19 protein-coding genes and 1 other RNA gene are annotated in these 24,264 nt (G+C 69.5%); 12 read left to right on the top strand and 8 right to left on the bottom strand.

All coding sequences use genetic code 11. The annotated features are described in order from the left end of the window. Positions 1-205: 205 nt before the first annotated feature. Positions 206-5,050: an NAD-glutamate dehydrogenase gene (locus tag F8566_RS04305; RefSeq protein ID WP_151558236.1), complete on the top strand. Its 4,845-nt coding sequence runs from the start codon at positions 206-208 to the stop codon at positions 5,048-5,050. 50 nt (positions 5,051-5,100) lie between these two features. On the opposite strand, the gene F8566_RS04300 is transcribed toward F8566_RS04305, so the two are convergent. The 3 genes from F8566_RS04300 to prfB all read right to left on the bottom strand — a co-directional run bounded on the left by F8566_RS04300 (position 5,101) and on the right by prfB (position 8,513). Next, the gene (locus F8566_RS04300) at positions 5,101-6,006 is read right to left on the bottom strand and encodes a hypothetical protein (RefSeq protein WP_151558234.1); all 906 of its coding nucleotides are present in this window, start codon (positions 6,004-6,006) and stop codon (positions 5,101-5,103) included. Positions 6,007-6,249: 243 nt separating this feature from the next. After that, entirely contained in the window at positions 6,250-7,251 is a 1,002-nt protein-coding gene (locus tag F8566_RS04295) for a hypothetical protein (RefSeq protein WP_225992868.1), read from the bottom strand. Positions 7,252-7,397: 146 nt separating this feature from the next. Then, the gene (prfB, locus tag F8566_RS04290; RefSeq protein WP_151558232.1) at positions 7,398-8,513 is read right to left on the bottom strand and encodes a peptide chain release factor 2; all 1,116 of its coding nucleotides are present in this window, start codon (positions 8,511-8,513) and stop codon (positions 7,398-7,400) included. 114 nt (positions 8,514-8,627) lie between these two features. Here prfB and F8566_RS04285 point away from each other — a divergent pair, with 114 nt between their 5' ends. Further along, entirely contained in the window at positions 8,628-9,677 is a 1,050-nt protein-coding gene (locus F8566_RS04285; protein ID WP_225992867.1) for a hypothetical protein, read from the top strand. Positions 9,678-9,776: 99 nt separating this feature from the next. Here F8566_RS04285 and F8566_RS04280 read toward each other — a convergent pair whose 3' ends face one another. Beyond that, positions 9,777-9,920, bottom strand: a complete 144-nt coding sequence (locus F8566_RS04280; protein ID WP_225992866.1) for a hypothetical protein — start codon at positions 9,918-9,920, stop codon at positions 9,777-9,779. Between the two features lie 391 nt (positions 9,921-10,311). On the opposite strand from F8566_RS04280, the gene ftsE reads away from it, so the two are divergent. The 6 genes from ftsE to ssrA all read left to right on the top strand — a co-directional run bounded on the left by ftsE (position 10,312) and on the right by ssrA (position 16,478). Continuing rightward, the gene (gene ftsE / locus F8566_RS04275) at positions 10,312-11,001 is read left to right on the top strand and encodes a cell division ATP-binding protein FtsE (protein ID WP_151558228.1); all 690 of its coding nucleotides are present in this window, start codon (positions 10,312-10,314) and stop codon (positions 10,999-11,001) included. A gap of 57 nt (positions 11,002-11,058) precedes the next feature. After that, a complete protein-coding gene (gene ftsX / locus F8566_RS04270) occupies positions 11,059-11,964 on the top strand; it encodes a permease-like cell division protein FtsX (protein WP_151558226.1) in 906 nt (301 codons plus the stop codon). A gap of 176 nt (positions 11,965-12,140) precedes the next feature. Further along, positions 12,141-13,364, top strand: a complete 1,224-nt coding sequence (locus tag F8566_RS04265) for a S41 family peptidase (RefSeq protein WP_151558225.1) — start codon at positions 12,141-12,143, stop codon at positions 13,362-13,364. Between the two features lie 4 nt (positions 13,365-13,368). Continuing rightward, the gene (gene smpB, locus F8566_RS04260; RefSeq protein ID WP_151558223.1) at positions 13,369-13,842 is read left to right on the top strand and encodes an SsrA-binding protein SmpB; all 474 of its coding nucleotides are present in this window, start codon (positions 13,369-13,371) and stop codon (positions 13,840-13,842) included. A 9-nt stretch (positions 13,843-13,851) separates the two neighbouring features. After that, positions 13,852-15,789 (top strand): penicillin-binding transpeptidase domain-containing protein, encoded by a 1,938-nt coding sequence (locus tag F8566_RS04255; protein WP_225992865.1) that lies wholly within the window; start codon positions 13,852-13,854, stop codon positions 15,787-15,789. Positions 15,790-16,105: 316 nt separating this feature from the next. After that, positions 16,106-16,478: a transfer-messenger RNA gene (gene ssrA / locus F8566_RS04250) on the top strand. 197 nt (positions 16,479-16,675) lie between these two features. On the opposite strand, the gene F8566_RS04245 is transcribed toward ssrA, so the two are convergent. Further along, positions 16,676-17,884, bottom strand: a complete 1,209-nt coding sequence (locus tag F8566_RS04245) for a DUF1996 domain-containing protein (RefSeq protein WP_225992864.1) — start codon at positions 17,882-17,884, stop codon at positions 16,676-16,678. 517 nt (positions 17,885-18,401) lie between these two features. Between F8566_RS04245 and F8566_RS04240 the strand changes: the two genes are divergently transcribed. Then, positions 18,402-19,217: an SAM-dependent methyltransferase gene (locus F8566_RS04240; protein WP_151558220.1), complete on the top strand. Its 816-nt coding sequence runs from the start codon at positions 18,402-18,404 to the stop codon at positions 19,215-19,217. A gap of 3 nt (positions 19,218-19,220) precedes the next feature. Here F8566_RS04240 and F8566_RS04235 read toward each other — a convergent pair whose 3' ends face one another. The 3 genes from F8566_RS04235 to F8566_RS04225 are packed head-to-tail and all read right to left on the bottom strand — an operon-like array spanning position 19,221 to position 20,824. After that, positions 19,221-19,637 carry a VOC family protein gene (locus F8566_RS04235; protein WP_151558218.1) on the bottom strand — a complete coding sequence of 139 codons (417 nt, stop codon included), beginning with the start codon at positions 19,635-19,637 and terminating at the stop codon, positions 19,221-19,223. Next, positions 19,638-20,057, bottom strand: a complete 420-nt coding sequence (locus tag F8566_RS04230; protein WP_151558999.1) for a helix-turn-helix transcriptional regulator — start codon at positions 20,055-20,057, stop codon at positions 19,638-19,640. It lies immediately after the preceding gene. Then, complete coding sequence (locus F8566_RS04225) at positions 20,057-20,824, bottom strand: helix-turn-helix domain-containing protein (protein WP_151558216.1); 768 nt, start codon at positions 20,822-20,824, stop codon at positions 20,057-20,059. Before F8566_RS04225 ends, F8566_RS04230 begins: the two co-directional genes overlap by 1 nt. Positions 20,825-20,890: 66 nt before the next feature. Here F8566_RS04225 and F8566_RS04220 point away from each other — a divergent pair, with 66 nt between their 5' ends. The 3 genes from F8566_RS04220 (at position 20,891) to F8566_RS49650 (ending at position 24,247) form a co-directional block, all read left to right on the top strand. Beyond that, complete coding sequence (locus F8566_RS04220; protein ID WP_151558214.1) at positions 20,891-21,466, top strand: TIGR03086 family metal-binding protein; 576 nt, start codon at positions 20,891-20,893, stop codon at positions 21,464-21,466. A 57-nt stretch (positions 21,467-21,523) separates the two neighbouring features. Continuing rightward, positions 21,524-22,513, top strand: a complete 990-nt coding sequence (locus F8566_RS04215; RefSeq protein ID WP_225992863.1) for an EI24 domain-containing protein — start codon at positions 21,524-21,526, stop codon at positions 22,511-22,513. 75 nt (positions 22,514-22,588) lie between these two features. Then, positions 22,589-24,247, top strand: coding sequence for a hypothetical protein (locus tag F8566_RS49650; RefSeq protein WP_192809510.1), 1,659 nt, complete (start codon positions 22,589-22,591; stop codon positions 24,245-24,247). Positions 24,248-24,264: the final 17 nt, after the last annotated feature.

Raw genomic sequence — 24,264 nt, 5'->3', positions numbered from 1 at the left:
AGGGCATGGACCGATCGGGCAGGAAAAGGCCAGGAAGATCAGGAAAACGGCCAGGGAGATGACGAACCGTCCGGCGAGAAGACCGGCCGCGCGATGCCACGACTGAGTCGCGGCCCCGCCGGTCGGCTTTGCGCCGATTCCTGGCTACGCTGGCGCAGTGAGCGGCGCCACAACGAGGTGGCGAAGGGTCTCAAGGGGAGTATTGATGGGCGGCAAGCTCGATCAGGCTAAGGACGACCTGCTCCGGCGGGCGGCGGAGACATGGGCGCAGGGGGCCGGCGCCCGCGGTGCCGACCTTGAGGAGGCGGTCGCGTACCTCCGGTTGTACTACCGGCATGTCGCACCCGAGGACCTCCTCTCCCGGGACCCGGCGGACATCTGCGGTCCCGCCATGGCGCACCGGGTGCTGGGTGAGGAACGGCCGCAGGGGCGTGCCAAGGTCCGGGTCTTCACCCCCACCCTGGAGGAGTTCGGCTGGGATCCCGGGCACACGGTCGTCCAGGTGGTGACCGACGACATGCCGTTCCTCGTCGACAGCGTGACGATGGAGCTGACCCGGCACGAGCTGACCGCCCATCTGGTCGTCCACCCGCTGCTCGGCGTCGACCGCGACGTCGCGGGCCACATGAAGGCCTTCCGCGGCAAGCTCGACAGTGACGCCGACATCGACGAGTCCTGGATCCACATCGAGGTCGACCGCACGAGCGACCGGTCCCGCCTGGAGCAGGTCGAGCGGGATCTGCTGCGGGTCCTCCAGGACGTGCGGGTCGCCGTCGAGGACGAGCCGAAGATGCGCTCCCGGGCCGGCGAGATCGCGTTGGAGATCCGCGACAACGAGCCGCCGCTGCCCGAGAAGGAGCTGGCGGAGGGCGTCGAGCTGCTCGACTGGCTGTCCGACGGGCACTTCACGTTCCTGGGCTACCGCGACTACACGCTCACCGAGAAGGGCACGGTCCTGCGGCCCGAGCCGGGCACCGGCCTCGGCATCCTGCGCGGTGACAAGCGCGAGTCCGACAGCTTCGCCGCGCTGCCGCCCGAGGTGCGGGAGAAGGCCACCGAGAAGCACCTGCTGGTGATCACCAAGGCCAACTCGCGGTCCACGGTGCACCGGCCGCTCTACCTCGACTACATCGGGGTGAAGAAGTTCGACGAGAACGGCGAGGTCGTCGGCGAGCGCCGCTTCCTCGGCCTGTTCACGCACGTGGCCTACAGCGGGTCGATCGCGCACGTCCCGGTCCTCAAGCGCAAGCTGGAGGAGGTCCTGGAGCTCGCCGGGTTCACCGCCGACAGCTACGACGGCCAGGACCTGATCGAGATACTGGAGAGCTACCCGCGCGACGAGCTCTTCCAGATCTCCGTCGACGACTTGCTGCCGATCGCCTTGGGCGTGCTGCGGCTGCGCGAGCGCCGCCAGCTCAAGCTGTTCCTGCGCAAGGACATGTACGGCCGCTACATGTCGTGCATGGTCTACCTGCCGCGCGACCGCTACACGACCAAGGTCCGGCTGCGCATCCAGGAGATCCTGCGCCGCGCGTTCGACGGCGTCAGCGTCGACTACAGCGCGAACGTGACGGAGTCGATGCTCGCCAGGCTGCACGTGGTGGTGCGCGGCGAGCGCGGCCGCCCGCTCCCGGACGTGGACGCCGACGAACTGGAGGCCCGGCTGGCCGCCGCGACCCGTTCGTGGGAGGACGACCTGGCCGACGCGATCGTCGAGCAGTGCGGCGAGGAACGTTCGGGCGTGCTGGCCCGCCGCTACGGCGACGCGTTCCCGGAGGGCTACAAGGCCGACTTCCCGGCGCGCACGGCGGTCGCCGACCTCAAGCGGCTGGAGGGGCTCGACGCCGACGGCGAGACCTCCATCAACCTGTACGAGCCGTTCAGCGCCGAGCCGGGCGAGCGCCGCCTCAAGATCTACCGGCTGGGCCCGCCGATCTCGCTCTCCCGGGTGCTGCCGCTGCTGACCAACATGGGCGTCGAGGTCGTCGACGAACGCCCCTACGAGATCGACACGAGCGAGCCCGGCCGCTCCTACTGGATCTATGACCTGGGCCTGCGTTACAAGCCGCCGGCGGGCGTGGCCGAAGACGACATCAAGGAGCTGTTCCAGGACGCGTTCAACGCGCTCTGGCGGGGCGACATCGAGAACGACGGCTTCAACGCCCTGGTGCTCCACGTCGGCCTCAACTGGCGGCAGGCGATGGTGCTGCGCGCGTACGCGCTCTACCTGCGGCAGACGCGCACCACGTTCAGCAAGCGCTACATCGAGCAGGTGCTGCTCGGCAACGCCTCGATCACCCGGCTGCTGATCCGGCTCTGGGAGAGCCGGCTGGACCCGGCGCTGGCGGGCGGCGAGGAGGAACGCAGCGCGGGGATCGCCGAGGAGCTGAACGGCAAGCTCGACGAGGTCGCCAGCCTCGACGAGGACCGCATCCTGCGCGCCTACCTGTCGATGATCCAGGCGACGCTGCGCACCAACCACTACCAGCGCAAGCCGTACCTGTCGCTGAAGTTCGACCCGCAGCGCATCCCGGACCTGCCGCTGCCCCGGCCCAAGTACGAGATCTTCGTGTACTCGCCCACGGTCGAGGGTGTGCACCTGCGGTTCGGCGCCGTGGCCCGCGGCGGGCTGCGCTGGTCGGACCGGCGCGAGGACTTCCGCACCGAGATCCTCGGGCTGGCCAAGGCGCAGGCGGTCAAGAACACCGTCATCGTCCCGGCCGGTGCCAAGGGCGGCTTCGTCGGCAAGCAGCTGCCCGATCCGGGCGCCGACCGCGAGGCCTTCATGCAGGCGGGCATCGCCTGCTACAAGCACTTCATCTCCGGCCTGCTCGACGTCACCGACAACCTGGTCGACGGCAAGGTCGTGCCGCCGCCCAACGTCGTCCGGCACGACGGCGACGACACCTACCTCGTGGTCGCCGCCGACAAGGGCACCGCGACGTTCTCCGACATCGCCAACGAGGTGGCCGCCTCGTACGGCTTCTGGCTCGGCGACGCGTTCGCCTCCGGCGGCTCGATCGGCTACGACCACAAGGCGATGGGGATCACCGCGCGCGGCGCCTGGGAGTCGGTGAAGTACCTCTTCCGGTCGCTCGGCAAGGACATCCAGAAGGAGGACTTCACGGTCGTCGGCATCGGCGACATGTCCGGTGACGTCTTCGGCAACGGGATGCTCCTCAGCGAGCACATCAAGCTGGTCGCCGCGTTCGACCACCGGCACATCTTCATCGACCCGGACCCCGACCCGGCGGTGTCGTTCCAGGAACGCAAGCGCATGTTCCAGCTGGCGCGCAGCTCGTGGGCCGACTACAACACCGAGCTGCTGTCCAAGGGCGGCGGGATCTTCCCGCGCACCCAGAAGTCGATCAAGCTGACCCCGGAGATCCGGGCGGCCCTCGGCATCGCCGGCGACGTGCTGGCGATGACCCCGTACGAGCTGATCCACGCCGCGCTCCTCGCGCCCGTCGACCTGCTCTGGAACGGCGGCATCGGCACCTACGTCAAGGGCATGATCGAGAACAACGCCGACGTCGGTGACAAGGCCAACGACCAGGTCCGGGTGAACGGCGCCGACCTGCGCTGCAAGGTGATCGGCGAGGGCGGCAACCTCGGCGTCACCCAGCTCGGCCGCATCGAGTTCGCCCGCCACGGCGGCCTGGTCAACACCGACTTCATCGACAACTCGGCCGGGGTCGACACCTCCGACCACGAGGTCAACATCAAGATCCTGCTGGACCAGGTGGTCCGGGATGGCGAGCTGACCCGCAAGCAGCGCGACAACCTGCTGTACGAGATGACCGACGAGGTCGCCGACCTCGTGCTCCGCGACAACTACGGGCAGAACGTGACGCTCGCCGCGGCCCGGGCCCAGTCGCCCTCCATGCTGCACGTCCACGCCCGCTACATGCGCAAGCTGGAACGGGCCGGGCGGCTCAAGCGGCGGCTGGAGTCCCTGCCCGACGACAAGGCGCTGGCCGAGCGCCGCCAGTCCGGTCATGGCCTGACCGGGCCGGAGTTCTCGGTGCTGCTGGCCTACGCCAAGCTCACCCTGGACGAGGATCTCGTCACCTCCGACCTGACCGACGACCCGTACCTGCGGTCCTGGCTGGTCGACTACTTCCCGACCCCGCTGCGGGACCGCTTCCGCGAGTACATGGACCGGCACCCGCTGCGCCGGGAGATCATCACCACCACCGTGGTGAACGACGTGATCAACAACAGCGGCATCACGTTCATGTTCCGCATGAACGAGGAGACCGGGGCCTCGCCGCAGGACGTGACGCGCGCCTATCTGGTCGCCCGCGAGGTCTTCGACATGCCGCGCTTCTGGCAGTCGGTCGAGGCCCTGTCGTACCAGGTGGACGAGTCGACCCAGATCGCGATGTTGCTGGAGGCGCGCAAGCTCACCGAGCGCGGCGCCCGCTGGCTGCTCCACAACCGGCGGCCCCCGTTCGACATCCGCGACTCGATCGACTTCTTCTCCACCGGCGCCTACACCCTGGGCGCACAGCTGCCCAAGATCCTCGCGGGCCTCGACCTGCACGGCTTCGAGCAGCGCCGCGACGGTTTCGCCGAACGCGGCGTGCCGGACGAGCTGGCCGAGCGGGCCGCGATGATGGTGCCCGCCTACTCCACGTTCGACCTGGTCAGCGTCGCGCACGAGACCGGCCGGGCGGTGGAGGAGGTGGCCGAGGTCTACTTCGACCTGGCCGACCGGCTCCAGCTCAGCCGTCTGCGCGAGCGCATCATCGCCCTCCCGCGCGACGACCGCTGGCGCTCGATGGCCCGTTCCGCGCTCCGCGACGACCTGTACGCGGCGCACGCGGCCCTCACCCGTGACGTGCTGGTCGCCAGCATGCCGGGTGCCCAGCCGGAGGAACGTCTGGCCAACTGGGTGCAGAAGAACGAGACCGCCGTCCTGCGCGCCCAGCAGACCCTCACCGAGATCTGGGAGAGCGACAGCTTCGACCTGGCCACCCTGTCGGTCGCCCTGGGCGCCATCCGCACCCTGGTCACCGCCAGCGCCCTCCCCAGTACAGAGGCGTAATTGGACACCTGCCGGGCGGTGGTCAGCTGCCGCGCGGTGGTGCGGGCTGGTCAGCGGGCGGTGGTCAGGGAGACCGATTCGCCCAGGACGGTGCTCTTGCCGGTCGCCGGGGCGTAGCCGATGGCCAGCCACTGCCAGCCTGCCTGGACGGTGCCGCCAGGTCTTCTCTTGGCGCGGATCAGGTAGTTGCGGACGTCGGCGGGCAGGGACTGCTCGGTCCCGCCGGTGAGCGTGCGCTGCTGCGTGAGGCCGTACCAGACCAGCGAGCCGCCGTCCTTGGTGCGGAGGGCCCAGGAGGTGCCGGGGCCGGGTGCGATGCGGCCGGCGTCGGCTTTCCAGTTGCCGTACGAGGCGGTGCGGGCGCCCATGGTGTAGGCGTCGGGTGTGAACGCCGAACGGGCGCCGGAGGCCAGGAAGGCCGCGTGGGCGGCGGGGAGCCCCCGGTCGGGGGCCGGGATGGCGTACCCCTGCGCGTCGTACGCCAGTTCGGGCGGTTTGCCCTTGAAGGTGAGCCAGTGGGCGGCCCGCCACAGATCCTTGTCACCCGAACGGGTGAAGAGCGCGAGGACCTGCTGTTCCTTGCCGCCGGACCGCTGCAGGGCGGCGACGGCGAACCATTTCGCGGCCCCGCCGGTCTGCCTCGGCACGTACAGGACGGGGTTGAGCAGGGTGATGCGCGTCGAGGCGGGGAGGCGGCCGTACGTGCGGACGCGGGCGCTGACCGGGGCCGCCAGGCCGCCGGTGACCGCGGCCCGCCAGAGCCGCTCGTCCCCGGACGTGACCGCCTTGTTGTGCCGGGCGGTCCAGTCCTTGAGGATCCGGGCCCCCTCGTCCGCGGTGACCATGGCCTTGTCGGCGGGTTCGGCGGCCCGGGTCGCCGGGACCTCCGGGTCGGCCGAGCAGGCCGTGGCGAGTACGGAGAGCGCACCTCCGGCGGCGAGCACCAGTCGGAGCAATTCCCCACCTCGGCGGACGATTTCGGAAGTATGCCGCGTCAGTGTAGTGCGGAGGCGCAGAAGGCAGGCAAGCGGAGCTTGTCCGTTGACAGGGTGGTTGGGTGGGGGCGCAGAAGGCAGGCAAGCGGAGCTTGTCCGTTGACAGGGTGGTTGGGTGGGGGCTGTGGGATGGCCCGAAGGGTGCCGGAACGATCCCGCTGCAGCGGTCAGGAAGAGCGGAACCGCCCCGGCACCCGACGGAGATCAGGAACCCGCGGCCGAGATGGCCTTGCGGTACATCCCGGTGACCCTGGCTTTGCCTTCGCGTGGAACGGCCGCCAGGTACTGCACCAGTACGACCGTATCCAGGTGCGTTTTGACGGCCGAAGGCGGGGCGAGCCCGACGAGATCACCGGTCACTGCCAGCTTGCCCTGCTTGGACGAGGAGTACGCCTCGTTCTGCCGCACGACGTACCAGACCAGCGCGCCGCCATCGGTGGTCCGCAGAGCGTAGACCGGTCCGGGCTCGGGTGTGAAATGCGAGCTGAGCGTGATGCCGCCGGGCATGAGCCGGTCCTGGGTGCGCCGTAGCCCGTCGTACGCCTGGGTGGTCTGCGGACCCGGCGCGAGCCCCGCGGCGCCCGGCGCCTTCGGTCCGCCGCTCAGCAGGGCGGCGTGCGTGGCCGGGAGCCTGGCGGGCTGCAGCGCGAGCTCGCGCTCGGACGGCCGCACCGTGGTCGCGTAGCCCTCCTCGTCCAGCGCGATCTTGGTGAGGGCCGCTCCGGAGGGGTGCGGGTCGGCGGCCAGCAGCCACGGATCGGATGGCTTGGCCTGCGTGAAGACGAACGCGTGCCGCAGGGTGTCCTTCCCCGTGCCGGCGGTGACGTCGGCCGCGAACCAGCGCGGATGTCCGTTGATGCGCGGGATGTAGAACGTGGGTTTGCCGAACGAGGCGTTCCCGGCCCCGCGTCCGGCGACTCTGTGCTCGGCGGCCCGGTGGAGCTTGAACGTCGCGGTGTCCATCGCCAGCTGGGGGCCGGTCTCCACGGCTGCCAGGCTCTTGGCGTCCAGCCGGCGGCTCGCGCGGTCGGCCGTGACCTTGTACAGCTCCAGGACCTGCGCCGCCTCCGTCTTGGACAGCGCCGGTCCGGCGTCGGACTGCGCGTTCGAGGAGCTCTGCCCGCACGCCGAGCTCAGCAGGAGCGGCGGGAGTACGAGCGGGGCCAGCATCTGCGGCGGCGGGAGGGCGAGGTTGCACACGGGCATTGGCGGACCCCGAGAGAAGAAGGCGATGATGCGTTCCGCACCCATCATCGCAGGGTGACCATATGGTCACGCAGTGAATCCGTAATGCGTGCCACGACCTGCTCACGGGTGCCGGAACGATCGTGGGAGGTCCGTCGAACGGGCGGTTAGGAGCCTGCGGTCTCCTGCTGGCGCATCCAGCGGATCTCGGCCTCGATGAAGTCGTCGATGTCGCCGTCCAGGACCGAGGTCGGGTTGCCGACCTCCACGCCCGTGCGCAGGTCCTTGACGATCTGGTAGGGGTGCAGCACGTAGTTGCGGATCTGCGTGCCCCAGCTGCTGGTGCCCTCACCGCGGAGGGCGGACATCTTCTCCGCCTCCTCCTGCCGCTTGCGCTCCAGCAGCTTGGCCTGGAGCACGTTCATCGCGGTGGCCTTGTTCTGCAGCTGGCTGCGCTCGTTCTGGCAGGAGACCACGATGCCGGTCGGGATGTGGGTGATCCGCACCGCCGAGTCGGTGGTGTTGACGCCCTGACCGCCGGGCCCGGAGGACCGGTAGACGTCGATCCGCAGCTCGCTCTCGTCGATCTCGACGTGGTCGCTCTGCTCCACGACCGGGACCACGTCCAGGCCGGCGAAGGACGTCTGGCGGCGCCCCTGGTTGTCGAACGGCGAGATGCGCACCAGCCGGTGCGTGCCGTGCTCGCCGCGCAGCGTCCCGTAGGCGTAGGGGGCCTTGACCGTGAACGTGGTCGACTTGATCCCGGCCTCTTCGGCGTAGGACGTGTCGTAGACCTCGGTCGGGTAGCCGTGACGTTCGGCCCAGCGCAGGTACATGCGCTGGAGCTGCTCGGCCCAGTCGGCCGCGTCGACCCCGCCCGCCTGGGCGTTGATGGTGACCAGTGCCTCACGCGCGTCGTACTCGCCCGACATGAGGGTCCGGACCTCGAGCTGCTGGATCGCCTTGTTCAGCGACTCGAGCTGCTCGTCGGCCTCCTTGCGGGTGTCCTCGTCGTCGAACTCGGCCGCCAGCTCGTAGGCGGCCCCGATGTCGCCGAGCTGGCTCCGCAGCCCCTCGACCCTGCCCAGCTCGCTTTCGAGGTACGACAGGCGGCGCGTCACCGACTGGGCACGCTCCTGGTCGTTCCACAGGTCAGGGTCGGCCGACTGCTCGCGCAGCTCGGCGATGTCACGCCGCATGCCGTCGAGATCCAGCACCTGTTCGATGCCGGCGAGGGTCGAGCCGAGCTCCTTGAGCTGTTCTTCGGGTTCGATGCCTGCCACAGGTCGAGCTTATCGCCGTCCCGGTAGTGCCCGAACGCCCAGCCATACCCCGGCTGATGGCAGAATCACGGGTCAGCGAGGTGTGATTTGGAAAGAGCCAGGGGGCGAGGGCGGGTGCTGAGGGTCTCGCGGACGGCGGCGGCGCTGCTGCTGGCCATGCCGCTCGCCGTCGCCGGCTGCGCCGGTGGCAAGGAGTCCGCGGCGAGGCCGTCCAAGGCCACGATCAAAACCGCGACGCCGACTCCCGAGCCGCTCACCCCCGAGGTCGCCGCACGCCAGTTCCGCACGTTCACCATCGACGACAACGTGGCCAGGGCCGCGGGCGACGAACGGCTGGCGCTGAGCTGGGTCACCGACGGCCAGTCCATGCTGACCGCCTCCGAATACCGCAAGGCGGCGTTCGACGGCGATCCGGTCCGGGAGTACGAGTACGGCACCCCGAAGCTGTACGTGCCGAAGCTCACGTCTTATCCCCACTGGTTCGTGGCCCAGGTGCCCCGGAACGTCAAGGGTGACAAGAAGAACACCCGTGAGACGTATCTGGCGTTCGTCCGCCGCAACCCCGTCGAGGGCTGGAAGCTGAGCCTGGCCACCCAGCTCGCGCCCAAGGCCCGCGCGCCCAAGGTGGCCGTGGACGCGGAGGGCTACGCGACCCCGCTGGCGACGACCGAGGCCTCGGTGCTGATCCAGCCGCGGGCGCTCCCCGGCATCCAGGCCACGCTCGCCGCCGAGGGGCCCTACAGCGTGGCCGCCAAGGTCATGAGGGCCGGGCCGTTCACCACCGGCTACTACTCGCAGACCCGCAAGGACCGCCGGAAGGCCAAGGACCACGACCTCGTGCTCGAGGCGGTCTTCGTGGCCACTCCCTTCCCCTTCTTCCCGCTGCGCACCCAGAACGGCAGCGGCCTAGTGCTCTACGCGCTCTCGCGCAACAGCATCATCAAGGGCAAGGAGAAGGACGAGCGCAAGCCCCCGATCCCGCCCGACGTCGCGCATCTGCTGGACGGCACCGTCAAGGGCACCGAGATCCACACGACCGACATCCTTCAGTTCGCCGCCTTCGACCCGGTCAAGGCGAGCGGAGAAGGCAAGGTCCAGCCCAAGGCGGACGTGATCGGCGAAGCCGGCGCCCTTGCCCGCGCCACCACCCCGCCCCCCAAATAGCGACCGCCCCGATAACGACGGGCCCCGATAACGACGGGCCCCGATAACGACGGGCCCCGATGACGACGGCCCCGATGACGACGTGTCAGCGGGGACGCGTCAGCCGGCGACGCGTTGTAGTACGAGTGCCACGAAGAAGAGCGCGACCAGGCCGGCCAGGACCAGCGCCGGAGGCACGGACGGTCCGTGGCGGTGCATCTCGTCACGGGCGATCCGGCAGGTCGGACACCTTCCCTCGACCACCGGGCCCGAGCATCGAGCGCAGATCAGGTGTTCGCAGCTCATCTAGTGGGCCCCTATCTCCGTGCAATTCGCCATCATCCAGCGTAGCCGGACTGTATGGTCGTTCCGGCAAGTCCAAGAGCTCAATGGGCACGAACCGGCGTACGTCGGGAGTCGGTGGTATGGAAGGCGCTCGTTTCTTCGGGGCCGGCACACCGTGCCCGGTGGCGCTTCCGGCGCCCGCAGACGGCCTCGTATTGGCCGAGGCAGTTGACCGTCCCCTCTATAGTGCTCGAAAGCCACCTGGTCACCCGGCCGGGCGGCGCAGCGGAGTCGCTCCCGTCCCGGATCCGTCCGGGGTTTCCGGCGTCACCGTTCTCAGACCCCTAGACTGAACCGCCGTGATGCAGCCGTGATCCACTTCGACAACGTCACCAAGGTCTACAAGACCCAGAACCGGCCGGCCCTCCAGCACGTGAACGTCGCCATCGAAAAGGGCGAGTTCCTGTTCCTGGTGGGTCCGTCGGGCTCGGGCAAGTCGACCTTCCTGCGCCTCGTCCTCAAGGAGGAGCGTCCTACCCAGGGTCACGTGCATGTGGCGGGCAAGGACCTCAGCCGGTTGACCAACTGGAAGGTGCCGCACCTGCGGCGCCGGATCGGTTGTGTCTTCCAGGACTTCCGGCTCCTCCCCAACAAGAACGTCTTCGAGAACGTCGCGTTCGCCCTCGAGGTGATCGGCAAGCCGCGGCGCTTCATCAGCAAGGTCGTGCCCGAGGTCATCGACCTCGTCGGGCTGGAGGGCAAGGCCAACCGAATGCCGGACGAGCTGTCCGGCGGTGAGCAGCAGCGTGTCGCCATCGCGCGCGCGTTCGTCAACCGGCCGATGATCCTCCTGGCCGACGAGCCGACCGGGAACATCGACCCGGCGACCTCGATCGGCATCATGAAGGTCCTCGACCGGATCAACCGCACCGGAACGACCGTGGTGATGGCCACCCATGACGCCGCCATCGTCGACGCGTTCCGCAAGCGCGTCGTCGAGCTGGAGGACGGCAGGGTCGTCCGCGACCAGTCGCGCGGCGTGTACGGCCAGGCCTACTAGGCCGGCCCTCCGTTTTCACGCTCCAGTCGGGGCACAGGCGATCAAGGACAGCGAGGCATGCGCGCACAGTTCGTTCTTCAGGAGATCTGGATTGGTCTCCGCCGGAACCTCACGATGACGATCTCCCTCGTCATCACCGTCGCCATCGCCATGGCGCTCTTGGGCACCGGTCTGCTGCTCAGGACTCAGGTCGAATCCTCCAAGAGCTACTGGTACGACAAAATCGAGGTCTCGGTCTTCCTGTGCGCCAAGACGAGCTCCAACACCAACTGCAAAAAGCAGGACATCACGCCGCAGCAGCGCCAGGAGCTTGAGGCCGACCTCAAGAAGCTGCCCGAGGTGGCCAAGGTCGAGTACGAGAGCAAGGAGCAGGCCTACGCGCGGTTCAAGGACCGCTTCGCCAGCACGCCGGGCTTCGTGCAGAGCGCCAAGCCGGGTGACATTCCCGACTCGTTCCGGATCCGGCTGAAGGACCCCCAGCAGTACAAGCAGGTCGCGCAGGCCGTGCTGGGCCGCGGGGGCGTCGACCAGGTCATCAACGAGCAGGAGATCCTGAAGAAGTTCTTCAAGATCCTCGGTGGTCTGCAGTGGGCCGCGCTGATGATCGCCCTCATCCAGGTGGTCGCCGCGGTGCTGCTGGTGGCCAATACGGTCCGGCTCTCGGCGTTCAACCGCCGGCGAGAAACCGGGATCATGCGGCTCGTCGGCGCGTCCAACACCTATATCCAGCTGCCCTTCATCATGGAGGGCGCGATCGCGGGCCTGATCGGCGGGTTGTTCTCGGCGTTCCTGCTCGTCGGCAGCAAGGTGCTGCTGATCGACAGACTGGCCGGCAACGTCGGGTTCGCGAGCCAGCTCAACTGGGGCACCGTGGTCCTGGTGATCATCGCCACGATCTGCTTCGGCGTGCTGCTCTGCGCCTTCGCCTCGTTCCTCACCCTCCGCCGCTACCTGCGCATCTGACGGCACGCATCTGACGGCGCGTCTGACGGCACGCATCTGACGAGGCGCATCTGAGGGCGGCCCGCGCATCCGCCGACGGGGCGTCTGACGACGTCAGCCGTGCCCGCGTTCGCCGGTCGATGCGTGTGCCTGCGGGCCGGACCCCCAGCGGTACGGCGGTGTCTACACTTGGCCGCATGTTCCGGTTCAGCGGTCGTTTGCTGCGTGCAGCCGCCGTGGCCGTCGCCGTCATCTGTGCGTACGCCGCCGGAGTGGTCTCCGGTGGCGGGGCCCACGAGCGGGCCACGCCCGCCGGGCGATCTCTGCTGGACGAGGTGGCAGAGAAGATCGGCCAGGAGGCGGCCCAGCCGGTCGACCGGGGCGACCTCGATCGCGCCGCGATCGACGCCATGCTGAAGCGCCTCGGCGACAAGTGGGCCCGCTACTACTCGGCTCGGGAGTACGACGACTTCCACGGTCGGCTCACTGGCCGTTACAGCGGTGTCGGGATCTGGCTGGGCGCCGCCGACGACGCGGAGGCGGCGGACAGGCGGGTCCGGGTGGCCAGCGTCCAGCCCGGCTCGGCCGCGGCCCGTGCGGGCGTCCGGGTCGGCGACGTGATCACCCGTGTCGGGGACGATCAGGTCGAAGGCTGGAACGTCACCAGGGTCGCGATGGCGCTCCGCGGCGCCCCCGACTCCAGCGTGCGGCTGGCCGTCGACCGGGACCGCCGGGAGTTCAGCTTCACCCTGGTGCGTACGGCCGTGACCAGCGGCGACGTGTCCGTGGCATCCCTCGACGACGATATGCGGGTCATCCGCGTCAGTGCGTTCACCCGGGGGGTCGGAGGCCAGGTGCGCGGCGCCCTCGCCGAGACGCCCGAACGGCACCGCGGCGGGGTCCTGCTCGACCTGCGCGGCAACCCTGGCGGGCTGCTGCGGGAGGCGGTCGAGACGGCGTCGGCGTTCCTGCCCGAGGGCCTCGTCGTGACGTACGAGCGGCAGGGCCGTTCCGCCGAGAAGATGAACGTGACGCGGCCGGGCGACACCCGCACCCCGCTGGTCGTGCTGGTGGACGCGGGCACGGCGAGCGCGGCCGAGGTGGTCGCGGGCTCCCTGAGCGACCGGGATCGCGCGGTGATCGTAGGATCACGTACGTTCGGGAAGGGCTCGGTCCAGGAGCCGATCCGGCTGGCGGACGGCTCGGCGATCGAGCTGACCGTGGGTCGCTATCGAACCCCCAGCGGTCGTAACCTCGACGGGGTGGGGATCGACCCGGACGTGGCGGTCTCCGCCGACCGCCCGCCCAAAGCGGCCGAGCAGCGGGCTCAGGCGGTGTTGCGGGGGCTGCTCGCGACGCTGCCGGAGGCGGGCTCGGGCGGCGCAACGAATGGCGGCGCAATGAAGAGAGACCGAGGCTGATTTCGTGCCACGTGAGACAGGGCGTAGGAACATCGCCCAGAACAAGCGTGCCCGTTACGACTACCACATCGACGACACGTGGGAAGCGGGCATGGTGCTGCTCGGCACCGAGGTCAAGGCGCTGCGCGCCGGACGGGCCTCGCTCGTCGACGGCTATGCCAATGTGCGGGACGGCGAGGTATGGCTCGAGAACGTGCACATCCCGCAGTACGTGCAGGGCACCTGGACCAACCACGCTGAGAAGCGTCCGCGCAAATTGCTGCTCCACAAGCGCGAGATCCAGAAGATCGTCGTAAAGTCGCAGGAGCCGGGCTGGACGCTGATCCCGTTGGCGCTGTACTTCAAGGACGGGAAGGCCAAGGTCGAGATCGGCCTGGCCCGTGGTAAGAAGTCGTACGACAAGCGCCAGGCCATCGCGAAGCGGGAAGCCGACCGGGAGATGCAGCGTGCGAACGCGGCCCGGTTCAGGAGACGGTGAAGGGTGTCCATGAGCAACCGAGGCCGCAGGGGCGTGGTGACGGTGCGGCGCCGGGTGATCTCGGTGACGTCCTGCGTGGTGCTGGTGGGCGCCGGCACCTCCGCCTGCTTCGCCGAGCAGTCGGCGATGCCGACCGTGCGCGACTTCCTCGTGGCCTGGCAGGTCGAGAACTACGACGCCGCCGCCAAGCACACGGTCGGCGCCGGTCAGGACCAGGTGGCGCGAGCCCTCGCCGGCCTGCGCAACCAGCTTGACGCGGCCTCGATGAAGCTGGCGCTGGGCCAGCCCGTTCCGGCGGGCAAGGAGCCCGGCAAGGCGATCGTCAAGAACGGGGAGGAGGCCGAGGCCCGCTTCGCGGTCAAGATCGACCTGGGTGAGAACGGCGAGCCCTGGACCTACACGGGCGTGATGAAGCTCAAGCGGATCAAGGGCAAGTGGAAGGTCGTCTGGGATCCATCGATCATCCACCCGCGGCTCAAGGCCGGTCAGCGGCTCGCCGTGGTCTCCCAGGCGCCCCGGCGCAGCCCCATCCTGGACGCGACCGGCAAGTCCCTGCTGCGCACCGTACCGGCGCAGGTCATCGGGGTCGTCCCCGGCGAGCTGGCCGACCCGCAGAAGACCATCCAGGAGATGGTCAAGTCGTTGCGGTTCAACGGCACCCGCACTCTCGACACCCAGCGGCTCGTGGGGCGCATCCGGTCCGCCCCGCCGGAGAAGTTCCTCCCGCTGCTGACGGTCGAGGGGCCGTCCACGAACGGCATAGGCCAGCAGCTCAGCCAGGTCCCCGGCCTGCAGACCAAACCCACCACCGCGCCCATCGACCCGGCCGCCGCACCCGAGTTCGTCGGCAAGCTCGGCCCGGCCACCAACGACCGGCTCCAGCAGGTCGGCGCCCCGTACCAACCGGGCGACACGATCGGCGTCAGCGGCCTGCAACTGCTCCTGCAGCGCCGGCTCGCCGGCACCCCCACCGTCAGTGTGATCGCCCAGGACGCGGTGGGCCGCAGCGTCGAGGAACTGCGCTCCTGGCCCGGCCTCCGCTCGGAGCCCGTCCGGACGACGCTGAGGGGCGACGTTCAGAGGCGGGCGGACTACGCGCTCGCCGATTTGCCCTACCCGGCCTCGATGGCCGTCGTCAACCCCGCCACCGGCGCCGTCCAGGCCGTCGCCAACCACCTCACCAACGGCCAGAACAAGGCCCTCGAAGGACGTTACCCGCCCGGGCTCACGTTCGGCGTGGTCGGTGCGGAGGCGCTGCTCAACAGTGGGATGACCAGGGACGCCGAGACCGACTGCCCGGCGTCGGTGCAGGTGGGCGGCCGCACGTTCACCAATCCGGGCCCCGCGCGCGGCAAGGGCAGGTTCGACACGAACTTCATCATGTCCTGCGTCACCACGCTCGCCGCCCTCAGCAGCCGCCTGGACGCCTCGGCGCTCACCGCTGCCGCCGGCAGGTTCGGGCTCGGCAAGGACTGGGGCATGTCCGTCCCGGCGTTCACCGGCACCATGCCCGTCCCCCGCAACGACGCCGAGAAGGCCGCGATGATGATCGGCGAGGGCGGCGTGGAGGTCAGCCCGCTGGCCATGGCCCTGGCTGCCGGCGGCGTCGCGAACGGCACCTGGCGCCCCGCGTTCATGCTGACGAACCCCCGTGACGCCCAGACCGGCATCACCGGCTATCCGCTGGCGGCCACCGCGGTCCTCGAGCTCAAGTACCTGCTTCGCAGGTCGGTCTTTCGCGGGACGGCCAAGGACGCCAACGTCGGCCCGAATCCGGTGTCCGGCATGACCGCCACCGTCACCACCAACGGCAAGACCGTCTCGTGGTTCGTGGGCTTCCGCGCCGAGTTCGCCTTCGCGATCGCCGTCGAGGGCAAGTTCAACGCTGCCGCCCTGGTCAAGCGCTTCCTGGCCCCCAACGACCAGATCCCACGCTCCTCCGGCTGATCGTTGCGGCTTTGTTATCTCTTTACATTTTGGCCGCAACCATCCCTGGGGTTCCGGACGTCTTTATAGGTGACTGAGACACCGCTTGGGGGGTTGCGGACTCAGTCGCCGTGATGAGACCAGAGCCTCGTCTCGGGGGAGGCTCTGCCGTCCGGACCGGCCCGACCCTGCCGGTCGGCCCCGGTGGGCGCGACTAGCTCGTCGCCCACCGGGGCGTCACTCTTTCTGGCCCCGGGGAATCCCGTTGGCATCGCCCGCGTTATCCATGTAGCGTCTTGTTGCGGACGTCCAGGCGTCCGCTTTGACAACTCAACATGGGGGTGACCGGCTTCGACTTCGGTAGGTCGAGCCAGGGGAAGCGGGTCGAGGGTTGCTGTCGTGACCTCGTAAATCCTGTGACAGCAAACCAATAACTGCCAACAAGAAGCAGTCCGAGTTCGCTCTCGCCGCCTGAGGCGAGTAGCGACTCTGTCAGCCCGGGTGAGTCTCCGCCCCGGGGTCTGGCATCGCTAGGAGACTCCACCTGTAGTCCCGGCCGCGGGGATTACAGGAACATCTAACAGTGGCTGAGCCCGTCGGCAACTTGCCTGCGTGAGTGCCGGGGCTGAGAAAACGACTAGCAGGCTGCGCCCGGAGAAGCCCTGACTCATCATCGAAGGACGCGGGTTCGATTCCCGCCACCTCCACTCGTGGGACAAGTGTGCCTGGAAGCGAAAGCTTCCAGGCCACTCTTGTTTCGGCATGTTCACCCGGGGGGCGACCCCCCGGAACCCCCCGATGCAGGGGCTCCGCCCCCGCACCCCCTCCCCTTCCTTCGCTTCGCTCGGATGTGATCGACCTTGCTTCGCTCGGGCAGCCCTCCTTTGAGGCTCCGCCCCCAGGCCGGTCAGCGGCAGCGGCGTCCTGTGTTGATGCAGGTGGTGGCGCGTTGCATCAGTGCGTCGGACATGACATTGATGAAGTCGCCGTGGTCGGTGACGGGCTTGTGGAGTTGCTCGGGGAAGGTGTCCAGAGCGAACGGCACGCCGCGGGGAACGTTGTAGGTGATGCGCTGCTCCAGCATGGGGATGGCCGTCATCCCCGCTGGGCATCTGCCGTCAGCGGCGGGGTAGGCGACGTGGGTGCGGTGGTTGGCGCTGTCGGTGTTCCTGCCGTCCCAGCAGCTTTGGAACTGCAGGATTCGCTGCACCCGGCTGCCGGTGGGGCAGAGCGGGTATTTGTCGGTCAGGCGGCGGTTTTCGAACCCGGTGCAGGTCCACGAGGCTCTGGCGTTGGCGCCGCCGTTGGTGAAGGCCTTGGCGTCTCCGGTGATGATGCGCAGGAAGCGTGGCATCGCGGTGACCTTGCCGACCGGGCTGCCGGTCATCCGCAGTGAAACGCCGGCAGGTGTGAGGATCCTTCCGATGTTGCCGTCCAGGCCGCCGCCGGGGGCGTTGGCGTCGGCAGCCGCGCCGTCGCGTGCGCGCAGGACCGGCCAGTAGTGCGTCGACTGGTCACCGTTGACGCAGGTGGTGCCTGCGGCAGCCAGGCTCTCGTCGGTGGACTGCCCGCTGGTGGAAGTGTTGCCGACGTAGTCGTGGACATGGTGGGCGCCGTTGTCAACGCCAGGGGCGACGATGACGTTGTCAGAGTTGTGCTGTCCCTGGGCGTTGCGGCCACACTGGGAGGAGAACAACCCGGTGGAGGCGTTCGGGGTCCTGCGCGGCAGCCTCAGATTGGGCGCCACCGAGCGAATGTCGACGAAGTCCGCTCGTACGGGGCCGGAGGCCGGCTGACCGCCAGGCTGCTGGTCACCCGGTTGCTGGCCGCCCGGCTGTTGTGAGCCGTCGGGTGTGAGGGTGCAGGCGGCCAGGGCGTCCAGGCCGGTGGGGCGCTGGGCCGATCGGCCGATGGCGATGGCGATGCGATCCAGGGTCGCGGCACGCTTGTCCTTGAGTGGCCCGAGGATGGCGTTCTGGACGAAGTTGGGGCCGCCCTGTCCCGCTGAGCCGGCCAACCGCCGGTTGGCTTCGGTGATTTGGGTGTTCAGCCGGGCCAGTTCTTGATCGACCTCCGCTCTGGCGGTCGCTGGGATCTGCGGCAATCGATCGTTCACCGAAGGACAACTGATCGATGGAGCGGCTGCCGTGCGTATCACTGGTCGGGCCATCGCGGGCTGGGCGGCTGCAAGCAGACTGATGCCCGCGGCCACGGCGAGGGCGGCGGTACGCCGGCGTTGACGGCGGTATGGCTGATGTCGCACGGATCCTCCTCTTCCGCTCCACTGCGGGGGAGACGGGGTGACTTAGGTGAGCGAGGTGCTCACTGAGACCAAAGTGACAGGAGGAACTCGCGAGGAGAATGTGAAGCACGGTCTCGTCACAGGTCCGTAAGAATCGGATAACGGAGAAGTGGCTCGCTGCCGAGGCGGGTGACGGTCCTTCTTCAGGGGCGAATGGCGGTGCCGAGGGTGGCCGCCTTCGTCCCGGTCGCGCGCATGATCGACCTTCCGGCTGGACGCGCCGGGTGAGCTGGGTGGGGGCGGAAGACCTGTTGGGATGGGCGGTTTGCGGTCAAGATGAGGGCCCGGACTTCCTTCTTGGAATGACTTCCCCTCGGAATGGAGCCTTCTGATGACCGATGAGCAGTCCTACGCCAGGCTTTCAGACAGGATCGACACATCGGTGCCGCATTCGGCGCGGATCTGGAACTACTGGCTCGGTGGCAAGGACAACTACCCGGTCGACCGGGCGGCCGGCGACCAGTACCTGGAGACGTTTCCGGGCGTCGCCGACGTCGCTCGCGCGTCCCGGGGCTTCCTCACGCGGTCGGTGGCGTATCTGGCGGGCGAGGCCGGGATCCGGCAGTTCCTCGACATCGGCACGGGGCTGCCCACCGTGGACAACACCCATGAGGTCGCCCAGCGGGTGGCTCCGAGCTCCCGGATCGTCTACGTGGACAACGACCCGCTGGTCCTGGTGCACGCGCGTGCGCTCCTGAACAGCCACCCCGACGGCATGACCGACTATCTCGACGCCGATCTGCGCGACCCGCAGAACGTCCTGCAGGCCGCCGCCAAGACGCTGGACTTCGCACAGCCCGTCGGGCTCATCCTGAGCGGGATCATGGGCCATGTCGCGGACGGCGACCAGGCGCGCTCGATCGTGCGCACGCTCCTGGACGCCCTGCCGTCCGGCAGCTACCTCTCGCTGAACGACGGTTCCAGCGCCGTGTCCGGCGAGGCGGTCGAGGAGGCCCAGGAGGACTACAACGAGGGCGGCGCCGTGCCGTACACGCTGCGCAGCCCGGAAGAGATCGCGCGCTTCTTCGAGGGCCTCGAACTGGTCGAGCCCGGCGTGGTCTCGTGCCCGTTCTGGCGGCCCGAACCGACGGAGATCGGCGCGCCCCAGCCCAGCGACGCGTACGGCGGTGTGGGCCGCAAGCCCTGACCCTCAGGCCTTGCGGGGCTGGTTGAAGCGGATGAGGTTGCCGGACGGGTCGCGGAAGGCGCAGTCGCGGACGCCGTACGGCTGGTCCTTGGGCTCCTGCAGGACTTCCGCGCCAGAGGCAGCGATGCGTTCGAACGTGGCGTCGCAGTCGTCCGTGCTGAAGATGACCCCGCGCAGCATTCCCTTGGCCATCAGGTCCGTGATGGCCTGGTGGTCGGCCTCGGACGCGTTCGGGTCCGCGTTCGGCGGCTCCAGGACGATCTCCACCTCGGGCTGGCCGGGCGGGGTCAGGGCGACCCAGCGCATTCCCTCGAACGAGACGTCGCTCTGGACCTTGAGGCCGAGCGCGTCGCGGTAGAAGGCGAGCGCCTTGTCGTGATCATGGACGGCGATGAAGCAGTGGGAGAGCTTGAGTTCCATCTATGCCTCTGAGGTGCGCTTGGCTTGGGCGTTCCGGACCGGACGGGTGTAGATCTTGGCGTAACAGGCCGGGATCGCGGTGCCCTCGTCGTGGTCACGAGCACGGTAGGCGCTGGGGCTCTCGCCGACGAGCTCGGTGAAGCGGGAGCTGAACGAGCCCAGCGACGTACAGCCGACCTCCATGCAGACCTCGGTCACGGTGAGGTCGCCGCGGCGCAGGAGCGCTTTGGCGCGTTCGATGCGGCGCGTCATCAGGTAGCTGTACGGCGTCTCTCCGAACGCGGCGCGGAAGCTGCGGGAGAAGTGGCCCGGCGACATGTGGGCGGCCCGCGCCAGCGCCGTGACGTCGAGCGGCTGATCGTAGTCGCGGTCCATCGTGTCGCGGGCCCGCCGCAGCCGGACGAGGTCTTCCGGAGTCATCATGCCCTCGCGTACGCGGCCGGTGAGGTGCCGACCGCGGCGGTGAAGTCGCGGGTGAGGTGGGACTGGTCGGAGTAGCCGAGGTCGGCGGCGAGCTCGGCCCAGTCGACGGTGCCGCCCTGGTCGGCGCGGGCCGCGGCCTCGTGCAGGCGGGCCCGGCGCAGCACCCACTTGGGGCTCGCGCCGACGTACTCGGCGAACAGGCGCTGGAGCGTGCGGGTCGACATGCTGAGGGTGCGGGCGGCCTCTGCCACGCGCGTGAGCGAGGGATCGTCGGTGATGCGCCCGACCATCTCCGCGACTTCCTCGGCCAGCGGATCCGGCTTGGCGGGCAGCCGGGGGAGGAGGAACGCCTCCGCCTCGGCCGCGGGGTCGTCGGAGTCGAGGACGGCCCGGTGGACGTCCGCTATCTCCGGCCCGAAGAACCGGCTCGCGGGAACGCGCCGGTCGGCGAGGTCGATGATGGGCCCGTCGGTGAACGAACGGAAACCGCCGGGCCGGAACTTGATGCCCAGGGCGTGCCCCTCACCCTCCAGCCGCCGGACGAACAGGCCGCGGTCCACCCCGTAGACGAGCGGCTCGGGCTCCTCGAAGACGAGGTGCACGTTGGGATGGGCGAGCACTTTCGTGTCGTGCGGCTTCGGGGTGCGCCAGCGGACATGCCAGTAGAACTCCACGAACGGGGCCGCCTCAGGCGCGGGATCGTGCGTGGCCGTATCCACGAACAAGGCGTTCTCGTCCGGGTGCAGCACACCTCGCGGGCTCATCCGCCCAGGGTACTTTGTCGCGTTTCTTCAAGAGGGCGACAGGGGCGTTTACCTAGGGTTTTACCCATGAACGAACTCCACACGTACATGCAGGAATGTGCCGCTGAGGCCGCTCGGATCGCGCGTGGCGTCAAGGCCGACCAGTTGGGCGATGTGACTCCCTGCGCGGAGTACGACGTCCGGGCGCTCGTCAACCACTGGGTGCTCTACACCTCGCACGGCCTTGAGCGCCGTGCCCAGCGGCGTCCGATCCCGGAAGAGCTGACGGAACGGGACTTCGCGGGTGAGGAGGGATGGGCCGAGGCGTACGCGGCGCAGCTCGACCGGGCCGTCGCGGCCTGGTCGGATCCGGCGGCCTGGGAGGGCGAGATCGACCTCGGGTTCGCCACGTCCCCGGCGTCCGAGGTCGCGCAGCTGATCATCAAGGAGACGGCGGTGCACGGCTGGGACGTCGCCAGGGCCACCGGCCAGGAGTTCCACGTCTCCGACGCGGTCGGCGAGATGTTGCTGAAGGTCGTCGACGAGCACGCCGAGTTGTACCGGCAGTACGACGGCTTCGCTGACCCCGTGCCGCTGGGGTCGGGCACCGCGTTCGAACGCGCGCTGGCACTGTCGGGCCGCGACCCCCGCTGGACCCCATGACCGGGTAGTGCCCGGCGGGCGCCATGGCGGGCCTTTTGGCCCGATAGCTTTGGACGCGTGAACCAACCGTACGATCCCGGCCGTCCCCCGCCCGCCGGTCCGCCGCCGTACTCCGGCCGGCCGCCGATGCCGGGCCCGCCGCCTCAGGCACCGCCGCCCCGGGCTCCGGCGTCGCAGGCGCCGTCGCAAGGGCCGGCGCCGGCGCAGGCGAAGGGACCGGCGCAGGAGCAGACGCCCGAGCAGGTGTTGCCGCCCAAGCGGGGCCTCGCGGCCTTCTTCACCGGCGTCGGTTACCTCTTCCGCGGGCTCGGCTGGGTGGCGCGGCGTCCCGGGCAGTGGCTGTTCGGGCTCATCCCGGCGCTCATCGTGCTGGCCGTCTACGTGGCGGCGCTGGTGATGCTGGGCCGGAACCTGGACGGCCTGGCCGGCTGGGTGACGCCCTTCGCCGACGGCTGGTCGGAGACCCTGCGGTCGCTGGTCCGGGTGATCGCCGGCATCGCGATCTTCGGTGCGGCGGCCTTCCTGGCGATCATCACGTTCACGGCGATCACGCTGATGGTCGGCGACCCCTTCTACGAGCGCATCGCGGTGAACGTGGAGGAGTCGCAGGGCGGCGCGCCGCCCGAGCCGGACGAGTCCCTGCTGGTGCAGATCGGGCGGGCGATCAGGGACGCGCTGCTGCTCGGCGCGGTGGCGCTCAGCTTCGCGGTCGTCTTCTTCGTGTGCGGCTTCCTGCCGATCATCGGCCAGACCGTGGTGCCGGTCATCGCGGCGTGCGTCTCCGGGTACTTCCTCGCGGGCGAGCTGACGTCGATCGCGCTCGAACGGCGCGGTGTCCGTCGCAAGACGCGGTTCGCGATCCTCAGGCAGAACCGGCTGATGGCAGTGGGATTCGGCGCGGCCACATTTGTGGTCTTCCTCATCCCCCTGGGCGCCGTGCTCGCCATGCCGGGGGCCGTGGCGGGCGGAACGTTGCTGGCCAGGGAGCGTTTGGCAAACAATCCGCTGGTCACAGGGGGTGACCATGCCCTTCCTGGACATCACTGAGGCGATAGAAAGATGTGTCCTGCGCGTGATTACCGGCCGGTCCGCAAAGGCTGATCTTCGCGTAACGTGTGCCGCATGTCCGATCAGGGGGAGCGCGTCATGCGCTGGACCGAGATGAGTGATGATGCCGCGGGGCGTGACCAGGAGACGGACCGGCCCGAGGGCGCGGCGGCCGTGACCGGCCCCGACGAGTCTCCGGGCAGGATGTCGTTCCCCGAGACCGAAGCCAAGATGCCCGAGGTGGTGGCCCCTCCTCCGACCGAGGTCGAGCCCGAGCCGGCCACCGGGCCCCCGCACGACGTGTGGGGCAAGGTCGAGTCGGCCGCCGAACCCGATGACATCAAGGTCGCGCCCGTGCCGTCCGCGGATGACGACGCCACCGGTGGTCTCGCTACGATCGCCGGGGAGCCGTCGCCCGGTCCCGTCGCCGCCGAACGTGCCGAGCCTGAGTCGCTGCCGGCCGATTCGCCCGTTCCGGCGCCGGAGTCAGAGAACGGGCAGCCCGTCGCAGGCGGCCAGCAGGCGTGGGAGGGTTCGCTCTTCGACGGCCAGGGCGGGGACGCCGGGGCCGGGAACGACCTGTACGCGCCCGTCTCGCCCACCGGGCCCGCCACCCCGCCCAAGCCGGGCAAGCCGAGCTCCGGCAACTGGCAGATGCCGGACTGGATGGACAACGAAGAGTCCGCCGACGCGATGCTCGGCACCAGCGCCGACGGCGGCAAGCGCAGCAGGTTCGGCCGGTCCGGGCGTTCGGAGCGGTCAAGCGCGGCCAAGGCCGCCGACGCCGGGGCAGCTGATGCCGGCGCGGCCGACACCGGCGCGGCCAGCGCGGCCAGCGCGGCCAGCGCGGCCAGCGCGTCCGCTGCGGCCAGCGCGTCTGCTGCGGCCAGCACGTCCGGTGCGGCCAGTGCGTCCGCTGGGGCCGATCGTGCGAGCGTGCCCACGCCTCCCGCTCCGCCCCGCCACGACGTGATCGAGGATGAGGGCGGCCGGTCCCGGCTGGTGCTGATCGCCGGTGTGGGGCTGCTCGCGGTGGCCGTCGTGGCCGCAGGCGGCGTCTACTTCCTGAAGGGCCGGGACAGCGCCGTGCCCGCGTCCCCCGAGCGCAGGTCGGGCGGCCCGGCCGCGGGCAACCCCGCCGGGCAGGATGTGCCGAAGGTCCAGCTGCCGCCTGACAAGGCGTTCCAGAGGTTCGCCGGCCGGCCGAGCAGGATGCTCAGCCGGGTCACCGACGCGCACTCGGGGCTCTCGTACCCGCGGTTCGCCGCCCCCTGGCAGGTGCCGACCAAGAAGAACAAGCTCGGCGTCACGGGCTGGTCCGGCCAGCAGATCGTCGTCACCGAGAAGCGCGGCGGTCAGATGTGGTACGGCCAGCTGCTCACCGGCACGCTGGTCCCGACGCTGCGGAGCGCCTACAAGGGCCCGCAGAGCGTCAAGACGGTCGCCGCGCTCGCCGCCTCCGGGTTCGAGCAGAGCTACTACGCCTTCCCTCACAAGAAGACGCCGCTGGCCTCTCAGCCGCTGACGATCGGCGGCCGCCAAGGGTGGCTGATCGCCTCGTACCTCACGTACAAGCGCGCGGGGGTGCGGGCCACCGGCGAGGTCGTCGTGGCCGCGATCATCGACACCGGCCGTCCGTCCCCGGGCGTGGTGTTCGCCTCGCTGCCCAACACCCATCGCCGGATGTGGCCAGACCTCAACCAGTTCGTGTCGCAGCTCAAGGTCGTTCCCTGACGTTTCCCCTACTCTGC

It is taken from the genome of Actinomadura rudentiformis, assembly GCF_008923185.1.
Lineage (GTDB): Bacteria > Actinomycetota > Actinomycetes > Streptosporangiales > Streptosporangiaceae > Spirillospora > Spirillospora rudentiformis.
The sequence above is the reverse complement of the archived record's forward strand: the minus strand, read 5'-3'. Positions and strand labels throughout refer to the sequence as shown.